General features: G+C 61.8%; 16 protein-coding genes. 14 read left to right on the top strand and 2 right to left on the bottom strand.

The genetic code is table 11. The features are described 5' to 3' along the window. Positions 1 to 147 precede the first annotated feature (147 nt). The 12 genes from Q0P59_RS14750 to Q0P59_RS14695 all read left to right on the top strand — a co-directional run bounded on the left by Q0P59_RS14750 (position 148) and on the right by Q0P59_RS14695 (position 11,938). On the top strand, positions 148 to 474 hold the full coding sequence (locus tag Q0P59_RS14750; RefSeq protein ID WP_295007592.1) for a c-type cytochrome: 327 nt from the start codon (positions 148 to 150) through the stop codon (positions 472 to 474). 126 nt (positions 475 to 600) lie between these two features. Beyond that, the gene (locus Q0P59_RS14745) at positions 601 to 1,509 is read left to right on the top strand and encodes a DmsE family decaheme c-type cytochrome (protein ID WP_295007590.1); all 909 of its coding nucleotides are present in this window, start codon (positions 601 to 603) and stop codon (positions 1,507 to 1,509) included. 13 nt (positions 1,510 to 1,522) lie between these two features. After that, a complete protein-coding gene (locus Q0P59_RS14740) occupies positions 1,523 to 3,673 on the top strand; it encodes an MtrB/PioB family decaheme-associated outer membrane protein (RefSeq protein ID WP_295007588.1) in 2,151 nt (716 codons plus the stop codon). A 22-nt stretch (positions 3,674 to 3,695) separates the two neighbouring features. After that, positions 3,696 to 5,339: a methyl-accepting chemotaxis protein gene (locus tag Q0P59_RS14735; protein ID WP_295007586.1), complete on the top strand. Its 1,644-nt coding sequence runs from the start codon at positions 3,696 to 3,698 to the stop codon at positions 5,337 to 5,339. Between the two features lie 12 nt (positions 5,340 to 5,351). Next, on the top strand, positions 5,352 to 6,143 hold the full coding sequence (locus Q0P59_RS14730; protein ID WP_295007584.1) for a cytochrome b/b6 domain-containing protein: 792 nt from the start codon (positions 5,352 to 5,354) through the stop codon (positions 6,141 to 6,143). A 67-nt stretch (positions 6,144 to 6,210) separates the two neighbouring features. Continuing rightward, complete coding sequence (locus Q0P59_RS14725; protein ID WP_295007582.1) at positions 6,211 to 6,456, top strand: hypothetical protein; 246 nt, start codon at positions 6,211 to 6,213, stop codon at positions 6,454 to 6,456. A 9-nt stretch (positions 6,457 to 6,465) separates the two neighbouring features. After that, complete coding sequence (locus Q0P59_RS14720) at positions 6,466 to 6,891, top strand: hemerythrin family protein (protein WP_295007580.1); 426 nt, start codon at positions 6,466 to 6,468, stop codon at positions 6,889 to 6,891. Then, positions 6,891 to 7,193 carry a hypothetical protein gene (locus tag Q0P59_RS14715; RefSeq protein ID WP_295007578.1) on the top strand — a complete coding sequence of 101 codons (303 nt, stop codon included), beginning with the start codon at positions 6,891 to 6,893 and terminating at the stop codon, positions 7,191 to 7,193. The genes Q0P59_RS14720 and Q0P59_RS14715 overlap by 1 nt, the downstream gene beginning before the upstream one ends. Further along, positions 7,193 to 7,555 (top strand): metalloregulator ArsR/SmtB family transcription factor, encoded by a 363-nt coding sequence (locus Q0P59_RS14710; protein WP_295007576.1) that lies wholly within the window; start codon positions 7,193 to 7,195, stop codon positions 7,553 to 7,555. Before Q0P59_RS14715 ends, Q0P59_RS14710 begins: the two co-directional genes overlap by 1 nt. Positions 7,556 to 7,669: 114 nt before the next feature. After that, the gene (gene bioB, locus Q0P59_RS14705) at positions 7,670 to 8,644 is read left to right on the top strand and encodes a biotin synthase BioB (protein WP_295007574.1); all 975 of its coding nucleotides are present in this window, start codon (positions 7,670 to 7,672) and stop codon (positions 8,642 to 8,644) included. Between the two features lie 165 nt (positions 8,645 to 8,809). Further along, positions 8,810 to 10,945 (top strand): TonB-dependent siderophore receptor, encoded by a 2,136-nt coding sequence (locus Q0P59_RS14700; protein ID WP_295007572.1) that lies wholly within the window; start codon positions 8,810 to 8,812, stop codon positions 10,943 to 10,945. A gap of 114 nt (positions 10,946 to 11,059) precedes the next feature. After that, positions 11,060 to 11,938, top strand: coding sequence for an HDOD domain-containing protein (locus Q0P59_RS14695; protein WP_295007570.1), 879 nt, complete (start codon positions 11,060 to 11,062; stop codon positions 11,936 to 11,938). A gap of 6 nt (positions 11,939 to 11,944) precedes the next feature. On the opposite strand, the gene Q0P59_RS14690 is transcribed toward Q0P59_RS14695, so the two are convergent. Continuing rightward, the gene (locus tag Q0P59_RS14690; protein WP_295007568.1) at positions 11,945 to 12,703 is read right to left on the bottom strand and encodes an RNA methyltransferase; all 759 of its coding nucleotides are present in this window, start codon (positions 12,701 to 12,703) and stop codon (positions 11,945 to 11,947) included. Positions 12,704 to 12,768: 65 nt separating this feature from the next. On the opposite strand from Q0P59_RS14690, the gene Q0P59_RS14685 reads away from it, so the two are divergent. After that, entirely contained in the window at positions 12,769 to 13,572 is an 804-nt protein-coding gene (locus Q0P59_RS14685) for an inositol monophosphatase family protein (RefSeq protein ID WP_295007566.1), read from the top strand. 92 nt (positions 13,573 to 13,664) lie between these two features. On the opposite strand, the gene Q0P59_RS14680 is transcribed toward Q0P59_RS14685, so the two are convergent. Beyond that, positions 13,665 to 13,868: a hypothetical protein gene (locus tag Q0P59_RS14680; RefSeq protein ID WP_295007564.1), complete on the bottom strand. Its 204-nt coding sequence runs from the start codon at positions 13,866 to 13,868 to the stop codon at positions 13,665 to 13,667. Positions 13,869 to 14,622: 754 nt separating this feature from the next. Here Q0P59_RS14680 and Q0P59_RS14675 point away from each other — a divergent pair. Continuing rightward, positions 14,623 to 15,345, top strand: a 723-nt coding sequence (locus tag Q0P59_RS14675; RefSeq protein ID WP_295007562.1) for a DUF6538 domain-containing protein, incomplete at its 3' end; no start/stop codon positions are given.

Here is a 15,345-nt window from a genome sequence, read left to right as displayed (position 1 = left end):
CTGGTTTGGCCGCCATGGCGACACAAAAGCAAAACCCACGCCCGAAAAACCATTTATTTCATATGGTTATTATCCAATCTTGAACTGGCACGCTATCTGCTCACCCAGGCATGACGCCTCATAACCAGAACGCAACGGAGCAGATCAATGCGCACCTTATCAACCATCACCCTCTTCAGCCTGCTCAGCCTGGCATCCAGCGCCTTTGCCGTCGACGAAGCCGCGGCGGAAAGCCTGGCGCGCAAGAGCGGCTGTTTCAAATGCCATGCCATCGACAAGAAGAAGGACGGCCCGCCATACAAGGAAATTGCGGGCAAATGGAAGGGCAAGGGCGACGCCGAACAGAAACTCACCACGCACGTCACCACCTCGCCGAAGGTCAAGATCGACGGCAAGGAAGAAGACCACGAACAACTGAAGAGCAAGGACCCGGCCGACGTGAAGAATGTCGTCCAATGGATTTTGAGCCGCTAAGCGGCATGTCTCGGGGGAAACATGAACGCTAATTCACGACAGGCCGCACAGGCCAAATTCCCGGTTTCGGGAATCCAAATTATTACCAAAGTCATAATTTACGCCGTATGGATTATTGCAGCCGCCTTGCTGGCGACCTCGCAACTCAGCCATGCCACTGAAAACAAAGCACAAATAAAAAACGGCATCATTTTCAACGATGACGCCAAGTGCACAAAATGTCACGACGAGAACGAAAGCAACCCCGTTCTCAGCATTGGAAAAACCCGCCACGGCACCCGCGCCGACGGTCGCCTGCCCAGTTGTGTCGGCTGCCACGGCGAGAGCGACACCCACGTCAACAAGCCGGAAGGCAAGAAGGAACGTCCGAAACCGACCTTCCCGTTCGGCAAGCAGACCCTGAACGACATCAGCGGCCACAACGAGGTTTGCGCAAGCTGCCACAAGGGCGGCAAGTTCATCCATTGGCAGAGCAGCGCCCACTCGGCGCGCGACGTTGCCTGCACGTCCTGCCACCAGCTGCACACCGCACACGACAAGGTCAAGGACAAGCGCACGCAACCTGAAGTCTGCTTCACCTGCCACAAGGAACAGCGCAGCCTGGTCAACAAGCAGTCGCACCATCCGATCGTCGAGGGCAAGGTCGCCTGCTCCGATTGTCACGCCTCCCACGGTTCGGCCGGCCCGAAACTGATGCAGCGCGACAGCATTGCCGACACCTGCTTCACCTGCCACATGGAAAAGCGCGGCCCCTTCGTTCGCAAGCATGAGCCAGCAGAGGACTGCACCATCTGTCACAACCCGCATGGATCGTCTGTCGACAATCTGCTGAAGACGCGCCCGCCTTACTTGTGCCAGCAATGTCACGAGCCGCAGAGCCACCAGGGCGGCATTCCGGGCTTCAACAGCGGCACCGGCACCGGCACGCGGACCAAGGGCATCACCATGGGACGCGCCTGCCTGAATTGCCATACCAACATCCATGGCTCGAACAACCCGGCCAACGTGGGCAACGAGCGGACTTTCCGCCGCTAAGCGAGAGACAGACATGAATCACTATCACGCCATCCTCCCGCTGCCGCTCAAGGCCAGCGTCGCCGCCATCCTGATCGCCTTCTCTAGCGGCGCCCTGGCCGCCGACGACGATCTCGATCCCGAAGTCCTTCGCCTGATCAAGCCGGAAAGCTCGGTCAGTCTCGGCCTCGGCTCGGTCAGCGGAGACAGTCAGCGCTACGGGATGTACAACGGGCAGCACGACTCGGGGGTATTCGGCATCGGCGAGTTCTCCTTCGTGCGCCGCGACGATAGCACCGGCACATGGCTCCGCGCCGCAGGCCGCAACCTCGGCATCCCGCAAGCCGAATTGCGCGTCGAACACGAGCGGCAAGGCCGTTGGCAATATTTTGTCGAATACGACCAATCGACCCGCTACTCGCCCTATACCTTCTATAGCAAGCTGCAGGGTGTCGGCACCAATTCGCTGACCTACCCGAACACCACCGGCGCGCAGGCGGCGAGCAACGTCAAACTGGTCGACATGAACCTTGAGCGACAGAATGTGCGCCTGGGAGGCAATTACCTGTTCAGCCCCGAACTGGAGTTCCGGGTCAACTTCCAGAATACCGAGAAGAAAGGGCAGCGTCCGTTCGGGCGCGGCACTCCCAGCGTCCAGGAGTTCCTGGTCGAGCCGATCGACTGGGTCACCCGCCAGCTCGATCTGGTGCTGAACTACACCGGAAACAAGCTGCAGCTTTCCGGCGGCTATTACGGCTCCCTGTTCCAGAATGCCAACAACCAGTTGAACATCAACGGTGGCGATGCAGCGCTGCGCTCGGCAGCCAGCCCGAACATCCCGTTTTCCGTCATGTCCTTGCCGCCGGACAACATCGCCCACCAGTTTCACCTGACCGGTGCCTACCAGTTCGCCGACAAGACACGCGGCACCTTCAAGGTGGCACGTACCCTTGCTTCGCAGCGGGATGCCTTCGTGGCCATTCCCTCCCCGACCGGCGCACCGCCGACGGGAGGACTCAACATGTCCGGACGCGGCGAACTGGGCGGGCGTGTCGATACGACCCTGGTCAACCTTGGCCTGACCTCACGCCCGACGAGCAAGCTGTCCTTGCTGGCCAACGTGCGCTACGAGGATCGCAAGGACAACACGGCGGTCACCCGTTACATCAATATCACCAGTACGACTTCATCCACCGACGGTTACAACGAACCACGCTCCCTGAGCACGCTGAATGGCAAGTTCGAAGCCAGCTATCAATTGCCGGCCGGCTATCGCGTTACCGGCGGCGTGGACTACGAAGAGAAGGAACGCTCGGTCAACGGCGTCCGCGTCGTCGGCTACCGGGGACGTACGGAGGAAATCTCCGAGCGTATCGAACTCAAGAAATCGCTCTCCGAAGACCTCAACGGCTCGATCGCCTACATCCACAGCGACCGCAGCGGCTCTGCCTACGGCATGCTGCAGACCTGGAACGCGACGACCGGGAACTTCAACCCCGGCGCTTCCTACTCCAACGGCATGCAACCGATCTACATGGCCGACCGCATCCGAAATAAGCTGCGCCTGTTCACCGACTGGACGCCGCTGGAACCGCTCAATCTCCAGCTGGCGTTCGAAAGCGCCGAGGATAACTACGGCGCGGGCCGCAACTACCTGGACATCGGCGTTCGCCGCGGCAATGCTCAACTGCTCTCGCTCGATGCTTCCTGGACGATCAGCGAGAAATGGCGCCTCAACGGCTGGCTGTCGCGCAGCGTGACGCGCATGGACCAGGCCGACGGCAACTCTGTCGCGACGCTGTGGACCGCTTCGCTGATCAACCGCACCGATACCGTCGGCGTCGGCTTGCGCGGCCGGCTGACCGGGACCATCGACATCGGTGCCGATGCCATGCTCGGTCGCGACAGCAGCGAGTACAAGCAGGCCGCCGCAGCGGCCAATTCGCAGATTCCCGACATCCGCTACGACCAGACGACGCTGAAGTTCTTCGGTCGCTACGCGCTGGACAAGGACAGCAACGTCCGGCTCGACCTCGTCTTTGACCACCGCAAGACGAACGACTGGACCTGGAATGGTGCGGGCTCGTCCGGCGCCTACGTGTACACCGATGGCAGCTGGATCTATCAGGACCCGAACCAGAAGATCCACTTCATCGGTCTGACCTACAACTTCGCCTTCCGTTAATCCCATGAACCCCTTCAATGCCATGGCTGAGCGCCCCCCGCTGCGCAGCCTGTACAACGTCAAGATCTGGATACGCCTGGTCGTCTCGATCGCCGCGATGCTCAGCCTGGCCTGGGGCAGCATCATTTACTGGACTGCCTACCAGCAACGCAACATGGCGCTCCATCAGGCGCGCGACCTGGCGATGAGCGTCAATCAGATGACCATGGCCAACCTGTTGTTCATGAAGGTGACCAAGACCATCAAGAAACGCCAGATCTACTACGACCAGGTGCGCCAGTCGGAAGCGATCAAGGATCTGCGCGTCCTGCGCGGCGAACTGGTCATTCACGAAATGGGCGATGGCGACGAAATCGCCATGAATCCGGATGAACTGGAAAAGCAGGTCATGGCGAGCGGCAAGACGCTGTTCCAGGAAGCCCAGGACCCCAAGCACGGCCATGTCCTGATCGCCATTTTCCCGGCCATCGCGTCGAAGAACTATCTCGGCCGCGACTGCATGGAGTGCCACGAAGAGGTCAAGGACGGCAACATCCTCGGCGCGGTATCGATGAAGGTGTCGCTGGAGGATCTGGACGAGTCGGTCACCGAATCCCGCATGGGCATGATCATGGCGACGTTGATGATCTCGGTTCCCCTGCTGCTCTTCGTCTTCATCTTCGTGCGCAGCTTCGTCACCGTTCCGCTGGCGGCCATGGCCCACAACCTGCAAGGCATCGCCAGCGGCGAGGGCGATCTGCGCAGCCGCCTGCCGATCAAGGGCAACGACGAAGTCGGCGAAGCGTCGATGGCCTTCAATGCGATGATGGAAAAACTGCATGCCCTGATCTCGCAGATCAACTGCATCGCGTCGCGTGTGGCCAATTCGGCCGGGGAATTGCGCTCGCGAACCGACAACGTGGCCAAGGGTTCGGAAGCCCAGGCCCGCGAGTCGGAAAACGCCGCCTCGGCGCTCGACGAGATCGCCGCCGCCGTGGTCAGCGTCAACCAGTCCTGCGCCCAGGTGCACCAGCTGACGCTGGAGAGCCAGAAACAGACGCACGAGGGGCAGAGCAGCCTGCACCAGCTGCAGCACCAGATCACGCTGGTCGAGAACGCGGTCGGCAACATCGCCGAGAAAGTCGAAAGCTTCGTCGCCAGCACCATATCGATCACCAAGATGACCCAGGAGGTCAAGGACATCGCCGACCAGACCAACCTGCTCGCGCTCAATGCGGCCATCGAGGCGGCGCGCGCCGGCGAGATGGGGCGCGGCTTCGCGGTCGTCGCCGACGAAGTCCGCAAGCTGGCCGAGAAATCGAACCGTTCCGCCGTCGAGATCGACAAGCTGACCAGCGCCCTGGGCAACGAATCGGGGCAGGTACGCAATGCCCTCAACAGCGGGCTGGAAGTGCTGGCCGCCAGCCATGGCTCGATGTCCGCCGTCGCCAACGTCCTCGACAATGCCGCCGCCACGGTCAACCAGGTGGCCAAGGGCATGACCGAGGTCAACGATGCGACCGAGCAACAGCAAGTCGCCTCCGGCCTGGTTTCCGCCCAGGTCGACTCGATCGCCAGCCTGGCCCGGGAAAACGGCAATGCCATCCAGGCCATGAACGAATCGATGCAGGAACTCAATCAACTGGCCCATACGCTCGAACACGAATTGAGCCGCTTCAAAACCTGACCAGGACATACATTGACAAACAAACTGGAGCCCGTCGAACGGCGCAAGCGTCGCGACCCCGAAGTCAAGGTTTGGGACCGCTTCGTTCGCGTTCATCATTGGCTGCTCGTTCTCGCCTTTGCGACTGCCTATCTCGAATACAGGAAATTTCCCCTCCACCCCTACGCCGGCTACCTGATCTGCATCCTGGTCAGCGCACGCATCGTCTGGGGGTTCGTCAGCCAGGGTGCCGCGCGCTTTTCGGCCTTCGCGTACCGGCCGGGCGAAATGCTCGCTTACTGCCGCGACGCCCTGTCCGGCAAGGCCAGCTACTACTACAGCCACAACCCGATGGGGGCCGCCATGGTGTACGCCCTCCTCGTCGTGCTCTTCGCCACCTGCGTGCTCGGCCTGCTCTCCTACAGCGCCAGCCAGCAACTCGGGCCGTTCGGCGCCCTGATGCCCGATGACTGGGAAGACAACCTGATCCACGCCCACCGGCTGGGCGGACACCTCCTTGCCGTCCTGGTCGTCGGCCACCTCGGCGGCGTCGTCTGGGCCTCGTGGCTGCATCGCGAGAACTATGTCCTCGCCATGCTGACCGGACTGCGCCGGATTCCCCGGGCGATTCCGCTGCCGGCTGGCGCCAAGCACCCCGAGAAGCCGAGAATGGCGCCGGGTTTCATCCGGAATCTGCTCGCCTGGCTCAATTTCAAGCGCCCCTTCGTCGGCACCCTGCTCCTCATGGCGCTGATCGCCGGCGCGCTGGTATGGCCGATCATCCATTTCCTCGTCGGCATCAACAAGCTGCTGCCCGCCTACTGAACGTCATTTTTCGGGTGGCCTGCGTCTTGCTATTGCTTTAGTTATAGCAACCGAATTGGGAAATCCGATGCACAACCCACAAAGCGCGCCCGCCAACGCCAGCGTTGATCACCTTGGCGACTACGTCGCAAGCGTCAGCCAACTGCACGGGAAGCTGGCCGTCATCGCCGCCAACCAGCGCAGTTCCGAACGCAGCCTCGGGCGCGCCGCCGCCGCGCTGCGTTCGATCGGCGCCTTGCACCGCCGCAGCCAGGACTCAGCTTCGGGAAACAGGTCTCCCATCCTCGGGAATGCCGACAAGGCATCCCGCTAAGGAATCGCCATGACCGATCACGACAACATTACCCCGATCTTCTGGAACGAAGCCCTGAGTGTCGGCGAACCGACGCTCGACAAGCATCACCAGCATCTTGCCCACCTGATCAACCAGTTGAGCGGCCGCGAGTCCGACAACCTGAAATCCGAAGAGATGGTCGACATCCTCTCGGCGCTCATCAAATACGCCGAATATCACTTCCGCCACGAGGAAGAATTGATGGCGGAAGCAGCCTACGATCATCTCGAGTCCCATCGGCAGGAACACCTGCACTTCTGCGAAGTGGTCGCTGAAATCTGCTACGGCGCGACGCTGGGCGTGATCAGCGCCAAGGAACTGTTCAGCTACCTGACCCGCTGGTGGCGCAACCACATCCTGCTTGAAGACATGAAGTACAAGCCCTGCCTGCAGGCGCTCTCGGAGGTCGGCTGATGATCCGCAACACCCTGCTCGTCCTCCTCGTCGGCTGCGCGGCATGCAACGCGGCCACCGCCCAGACCATGGTTCCCAAGCTCGACCAGGAAGGTCGCAAGGGAGACGTTGCCCGACTGGCGCGGCAAAAGGCCGTGGAGCGCTTCACTGCGGCGGACGCCGACAAGGATGGCCGCCTTTCTCAACAGGAAGCCGCCAAGGACTCGCCCTATCTGGCGGAGAAGTTTTCCGAACGCGACACCAACCATGACGGGTTTCTGAGCTGGGAAGAATACGTCGGCCACAACCGCTGGGAAAAATGATGCGCCGCCGATCCCCTCCCAAAACCCGGATCAAGGCCGCCCTCGGCGCCTGGGAGCGCGCGCCGGCCGACGCTTCGGGCGCCTGGACCAATGCCGACCTGGAGCACACCGCCCATGCCATCTCGGCGCTGGCCCATCCGCTCAGGCTGTCGATCGTTTCCCTGCTCGCGCAAGGCGAACGCTCGGTCAGCGAACTCTGCGAGCAGCTCTGGAGCTCCCAGCCCAATATTTCGCACCATCTGTGGATCCTGCACAGCCGCAACCTGATCTCCGCCCGCAAGGACGCCAGCCGCATGTTCTACGCCCTGACCGACCGACGCCTGGGCGCCCTGGCCACCATGATTCCGACGCCGGGCAGCTGACTCCCGCCGCCGCGCAGCCAAGGCTTGCCCCGGCCTTGAGCCGGCAGCCCAAGGCCTGCCCGTCGTCGCCAGTTGCCGCCTCCCCGCCACCCAACCTTCTCCCGTTTCGCCACCATGCACACTCACGCCACCGCCAGCGCCGTCTCCCTCTATGCCCGCAAACTATGGTCCGTCGAGGAAACGCTGGAACTGTTCGAAAAACCCTTCATGGATCTGCTCTGGCATGCCCAGCAGGTGCATCGCGAGCACTTCGACGCCAACCGCGTGCAGCGCTCCGCGCTCTTCTCAATCAAGACCGGCGGCTGCTCCGAAGACTGCAAATACTGCTCGCAGTCGGCGCGACACGACACCGCCGTCGAACGCGAACCGCTCAAGCCGCTCGCCGTCGTGCTCGCCGCTGCGCGCGAAGCCAGGGAAAAAGGCGCATCGCGCTTCTGCATGGGTGCCGCCTGGCGCAACCCGAAGGACAAGGATCTCGATGCCGTGATCGACATGGTGTCCGCGGTCAAGGCGCTGGGGCTGGAAACCTGCCTCACCCTCGGCATGCTCAAGCCCGGCCAGGCCGAGCGCCTCAAGGAAGCCGGCCTGGATTTCTACAACCACAACCTGGACACCGCCCCCGAGTACTACGCGGAAATCGTCTCCACCCACGGTTATCAGGACCGCCTGGATACGCTCGATCAGGTCAGAGAAGCCGGCATCAGGATCTGCTCGGGCGGCATCGTCGGCATGGGGGAAACGCGACGCCATCGCGCCGGCCTGCTGGTGCAATTCGCCAACATGGCCACGCCGCCGGCCTCCGTCCCGATCAACCATCTGGTCGCCATTCCGGGCAGCCCTTTCGCCGACTTGCCCAGGCTCGACAATTTCGAATTCATCCGGACCGTCGCCGTCGCGCGCATCCTGATGCCCCAATCCTTCGTCCGCCTCTCGGCCGGCCGCCAGGAAATGAGCGACGAGCAGCAGGCCCTGTGCTTCCTCGCCGGCGCCAATTCCGTTTTCTACGGCAGCGAACTGCTGACCACGGAAAACAGCGCCCCGGCTTGCGACGACGCCCTCTTTGCGCGGCTCGGGGTGATCGCGAACTAGGTCGGGCCCCGCATCGCTCACATTTAGTTGCAAATCCTTACAGATTCTTACACTTGAGAACCATTCTCATGTAGATTGGCACCCGATCCCAGCTCGGGAGCAATTTTTTCATTCGGCAAGCCAGGTGATTTTCCCAGCCAGCCACACACAGGGAGAAATTACACGATGGCTTGCCATTTCAAACTCAAACTATCCGCACTGGCCGTGCTGACGGCCGCAGGCATCCCCCACGTCCAGGCCGACGACGCGCTCCTGAAGCCGATCACGGTCCAGGAACGGGCCGAGCGGGCGGACGGGCCGGTACAGGGTTACCGCGCCACCCGCTCCGCCACCTTCACCAAGACCGACACCCCGCTCAAGGACGTCCCCGCGTCCGTCACCGTCGTTCCCGCCGACCTGATCAAGGACCAGGCGATGCAGAGCATGGCCGACGTGCTGCGCTACGTTCCCGGCGCCAGCGCCCATCAGGGCGAAGGCAACCGCGACCAGGTCGTGCTGCGCGGCAACAGCACGACCGCCGATTTCTTCATCGACGGCATCCGCGACGATGCCCAGATCTTCCGCGACCTCTACAACCTCGAGCGCGTCGAAATCCTCAAGGGGCCGGGCGGCATGACCTTCGGCCGCGGCGGCGCCGGTGGCGTCGTCAACCGCGTCACCAAGAAACCGGTATTCGGCCACATCGGCGAGTTCGCCCTGACGCTGGGCAGCTACAACCAGCGCCGCACCGCCCTGGATGTCGGCGAGAAAGTGGCCGACGGCGTTGCCGTCCGCATGAACGCGATGTTCGAAGAGGCCGACAGCTTCCGCCGCGACGTCGAGCTGCGCCGCTACGCGATCAACCCCACGGTCACCCTGCTCCTCGGGCCAGCCACGTCGCTGACCCTCTCCTACGAACACGTGAAGGACGATCGCACGGCCGATCGCGGCCTGCCCTCCCAGTTCGGCCGGCCCTACCAGACCGATAACGCCCGCTTCTTCGGCAACGCCGACCAGAGCAATGCACGCGCAACGGTAGACAGTTTCGCCGCCACGCTGGAACACAACCTGGGCAACGGCGCCCAGCTCAGGAACAGCTTCCGCGTCACCCATTACGACAAGTTCTACCAGAACATCTATCCGGGCAGCGCCGTCAGCGGCAGCAACACGATGTCGATTTCGGCCTACAACAATGCGAACGACCGGACCAACATCTTCAACCAGACCGACCTGACGACCAGCTTCACCACCGGCGGCCTGCAGCACACCCTGCTCACCGGCCTGGAGGTTGGCCACCAGGATAGCTGGAACCAGCGCAAGACCGGCTACTTCGGTGCCACGGCAAGCACCATCGGCAGCATCTCCGCGGCCAACCCGACCGCAACGGCCACCCGCTTCGATTTCCGCACCACCGATGCCAACAACTACGTCAGCTCGGATACCGCGGCACTCTACGTTCAGGACCAGGTCAGCCTCTCCGCCAACTGGAAGGTGCTCGCCGGCCTGCGCTACGACTACTTCAAGGTGGGCTTCGACGACCGTCGCACCACCACGACCCAGACCGACCTGCAACGCACCGACAAGCAGTTCAGCCCCCGCCTCGGCCTGATCTGGAGCCCGACCGCCGGGTCGACCTACTACGCCAGCTACAGCTACGCCTTCCTCCCGTCCGGCGAACAGTTGGGCCTCGCCACCTCGACCGCCGACCTGGCTCCGGAAAAATCGACCAATTACGAACTCGGCGCCCGCTGGGACCTGCTGCCGAGGCTGTCGATGTCGCTGGCCGCCTTCCAGCTCGACAAGGATGACGTCCGGTCCAAAGACCCGTCCGGCAGCGGCCTCTTCGTGAAGACCGGCCAGCAGCGGACGACCGGCGTCGAAGTCGGCGTGCAGGGCGAGGTGACCCGAAACTGGCAGGTTTATGCCGGTTACGCCAACCTCAACGCCCGCGTCAGCAAGGCACTGAGCACCGGCACCGACGCCAGCGCCGCCGCCATTCCCGTCGGCCGCAAGATCGGCCTCGTCCCCGAGAACATGTTCTCGCTGTGGAACCGCGTCAATCTGAGCGAACAGTGGGGTGCCGGCCTGGGCGTCATCCACCAGTCGTCGTCGTACGCGTCGATCAGCAACAGCGTCAAGCTGCCCGGCTTCACCCGCTTCGATGGCGCGCTGTACTACACCATCAAGGAACTGAAGAGCCGCCTCGCGCTCAACGTGGAGAACCTGTTCGACAAGAACTACTACCCCACCGCCGACGGCGACAACAACATCTCCCCGGGCGCCCCGCGCACCGTTCGCCTGACCTTGAACACCAGTTTCTAAACCGCCGTCATTTCAAGGTCTGCGCTCGACAGCCGCTTCATTCGAAGCGGTTTCCCCCCTGGGGAAAACACGGAACCCCGCCCACCCGGCGGGGTTTTGCTTGATAATAATGTCATGAGCACCTCAGTCGCCTCCATCGACCCGGACAAGACCGGAAACGAACTCAAGGCCCAGCGCTTCCAGATGCTGGAGGATATCGCCAGGGAATTTTCCGGCGAGGTCGTATTCCCGACCTATTTCGACGCCGTCCTGCGCCTGCGCAAGGTCTTGAACGACCCCAACCAGAGCATCGCCAACATCGCGCACGCCGTCTCGGCCGAACCGCTGATTTCAGCCAAGCTGCTCCACCTCGCCAATTCGGTCGCCTACAACCCCGAAGGCAAGGATATCGTCGATCTCAAGTCGGCCATCGTCCGCCTCGGCCTGAGCGTCGTCCATACGGCGGCACTCGCCATCGTCATGACCCAGCTGATGCGTGCCAAGGGCATGGCCGAGTTCGCCGACACCACCCATGCGCTGTGGGAGCATTCGATACAGACCTCCGCCGCCGCCCATGTGCTGGCCGGGGAGAGCAGCCGGATCAACAAGGACGAAGCCATGCTGGCCGGGCTGATCCACGACCTGGGCGCGTTCTACATGCTGTATCGCGCATCCCAGTACGAGGAACTGCGCCACCGCCCCGACACGATCCGGTATCTGATCGTGCAATGGCACGAAAGCATCGGCGTTTCGCTGCTCAACGCGCTGGGCCTGCCGGAAGAGATCGTCGAGGCGACGATAGACCACGACCACCTGCGCGGCCAGCCATCGACCATCCGCAGCCTTTCGGACATCATCTACGTCGCCAACATGCTGAGCGGCGGCCATATCGAATGGGTGATGCAGGACCAACCCGGGATGACCGACGCCATCGCCCAGCTCGAACAACAGTACGGCCACCTCAGACCGGCCATCGATGCCCTGACCGCCGAGTTGCGCGGCAACCTCAAGTAAGCGGGTTCAGCCCTTCCGCCCGTGGCCGGTCCTGACCTGGGTCGACGCCAGGATGCCGCGCAGGATGTTGATTTCGTCCCGCTCCAGCCGAACCCGGCCGAACAAGCGACGCAATTTGGGTAGAAGCCGCCCCGGTTGTTCTGGATTGAAGAAGCCGGTCTCGGTCATGACGTGCTCAAGATGGGCATACAAGCCCTCCACCTCGTCGTTCGTTGCAGCAGGAGAGGCAAACGGCGTGGCCACCTGCGCCGCCGGAGGCTGGCCGGCAAAGGCCGTCATGCGGCACTCGTAGCACAGTACCTGCACCGCCGAACCCAGGTTCAGCGAACTGAAATCCGGATTGGTCGGTATTGTCACCGCCGCCTGGCAATGCAGGATTTCCTCGTTGCTCAAACCGACCGTTTCGTTACCGAACACCAAGGCCACTTCACCCTCTGCGGCCTCGGCCATCAGGCGCGCCACCGTCTCGCGAGGAGCACCGAGCACCGGTCCGATATCGCGTTGGCGTGCCGAGAGCGCGACAGCAAACGACGCCCCGGCCAGCGCCTCGCCAAGACTACCAACCACCCTGGCATTGGCCAGCACATCCACGGCGCCGGTCGCCCGCGTATCCGCCTCGGGGTCGGGAAACTGCTTCGGCTCGACCAGGTAAAGACGCGACAGCCCCATGGTCTTCATCGCCCGCGCGGCAGCACCGATGTTTCCGGGATGGCTGGGACGACAAAGCACGACTCTGATGCGGGAAAGCAGGACTTCCGGGTTCATGGTGTAAAATTCGTACTTTCAAAATATATCGGGTGGCCTTGGCTGCCCGTTAGCTCTTTAAGCCCATGCATCCAGCCCTGAATATCGCTATCAAGGCGGCGCGCCGCGCCGGCCAGATCATCAATCGTGCGTCGAACGACATCGACCTGCTCAAGGTCGCCTCGAAGCAGCCCAACGACTTCGTCACCGAAGTCGACAAAGCCGCCGAGAAGGCCATCATCGAAACACTGCAGGAGGCATACCCGGGGTACGGCATTCTAGCAGAGGAGTCCGGCATCTCCGCGGGCCAGGACTCCGAGTACCAATGGATCATCGACCCGCTCGACGGGACGACCAACTTCATCCACGGCATGCCGCAGTATGCCGTCTCCATCGCCCTCGCCAAATCCGGCATCGTCGAGCAAGCCGTCGTTTTCGACCCGAATCGCAACGAACTGTTTACCGCCAGCAAGGGCGCCGGCGCATTCCTCAACGAACGGCGCATCCGCGTCTCCCGTCGCACCCGCCTCGGCGAAGCACTGCTCGGCACCGGCTTCCCCTATCGCATGTTCGACAAGATCGACCTCTACCTGGCCATCTTCAAGGAACTGGCCGAAAAGACGGCCGGCCAGCGCCGCCCCGGCGCCGCCTCGCTCGACCTCGCCTATGTCGCCTGCGGCCGTTACGACGGCTTCTGGGAATTCGGCCTCTCCCCGTGGGACATGGCGGCAGGCGCCCTGCTCATCTCGGAAGCCGGCGGCCTGGTCAGCGACCTGCGTGGCGATGCCAACTACCTGGAAACCGGCAACCTGATCGCCGGCACCCCCAAGGTATTCGCTCCCTTGCTGAAGCTGATCGACGGGCACCTGCCCGACACGGTTCGCGGCTGAACACAGCGCCCGGCAAAACAAAAAAGCGCCTACAGGCGCTTTTTTGTTGGCTCCAGCAAACACACCATCCCTAGCCAGGGCCGGCGCAACGACTAACCCTCGTCGTCATCTTCGTCCGACGCCTGCAGCCACCACAGCAAATCGCCCGCCTGCAAGGGCATGGGGACCATCTGATTGCGCTGCCACCGGAACACCGGACCGTAGACAACATACCGGGCCATGACATCGCCCTTCGACGTCACACCAAAAAACGGCCATCCCGACCTGATGAACTCCCGAATCTGGCTATCGGTCATCGCTCACCCCAACATCCGTCAATAGCGGTCGCGCGCCCTGGCCAAAACCTCGGACGCTTCGTCAAATTGACTCGATTGGCTGCCATCCCGGGCAAGCGAGCCGAAATAACTCGCAAACTCATCCTCGGAAAGCGCCGCATCCTCGACATATGCAAGACGCCGCTCGGCACGCCGACGCCGCTCGCAACACCCGCCGGGAGGGCCAACGTCCCTCAACCGGCGATCAACGCGTACTCTACGATCCTTATTCATAAAAAACCCATGCGTCATGACACAACGCGACCTTAGCGCCTCGACATGACAAACGCAAGCGGCATCCACGCATACGGGCACGATCCGTCGTCCGAGATAGCACCTCGTTTGCCCTTTTCGTCACTCATTTTGGACCTTGCGCCAGCCACGGCGTTCCATGCACCCATGGACGCGACGCACGCTGGCATAGGTCGCCGTGCCATCGACCTCGACCAATGCCAGGCGGGCTGGAGAAGCGAACATCCCGCCATGGCCAATAGCGCCATCAAGGCCATGCTTCTCATGGGGCTCCCTGACAAGGTATTTTCAGGAACGACAGCAACAAAAAAGCGCCCCGGAGGGCGCTTTTTTAGTGAATCCTGGCGGAGAGGGCGGGACATTCCGCCAAATGCAGCATAAGCCACTGAAATCATTGAAACACGGCACTTACAAGGCATTGTAGTTGGGTTAATTATTGGGTTAATCTATGGGTTAATAGTATTCGAACCCGCGATTTTCCACCATGAATATAGAGCTTATTGGTCGCATCTGGCATGCCTCTTTGCTTGTCCCCAAAGACGTTCGGGAGTCCCTTGGCAAGACTCGCTTCAAGCAGTCTCTTGGGACAGCTAACAGGCGGGAAGCCATCCACCTAGCTGCCCCCATTGTGGCCCACTGGAAGGCCCAGATAAAGCAAGCCAGAGGCTCTACCAATGCAGTAGCAAACGAGGCTTTGCGCTGGAAACAGGCCCTTAGGCAGGCCCCTGATGAGGACACGCTGGATACCTGGGAACAGGTCCTGGGGGACAAGGTAGAAGCAATAGCAGAGGCCAAGGGCTATGAAGCTGCGCAGGAATTTCGTGACCTAGCAGCAGGTATATCTACGCCTAGCAATCAATACTTTGAAAGTTGGAAGGACCAGATCAAGCTGGTTGCTAAGACCAAGGACCAGATGGTTAAAGATGTCGGTCTTCTGATAGGCGAGTTTTCCACCCTCCAGTCAATTCATAAGGCCTCAGCAAGACGCTGGATTGATAAGCTACAAGAGAATGGCAAAGGGGACGCATCAATCCGCCGCATCCTCTCCTTCTGTCGCAACTACTGGAAGTATGTGAAGCGATACGACGCTGTAGAAAAGGAGTCCATCGGCATGTGCGCGTTAGAAGAACGAGAAGCACGCTCTGAAGCCTTTAACAGGCTGCTGAAATACCGCCCCGTGAACACGGCTGGCGGCACTCAAGTAAAT

Source organism: uncultured Dechloromonas sp. (assembly GCF_945957265.1).
Lineage (GTDB): Bacteria > Pseudomonadota > Gammaproteobacteria > Burkholderiales > Rhodocyclaceae > Azonexus.
This window is presented reverse-complemented; position numbering and strand designations above follow the sequence as displayed.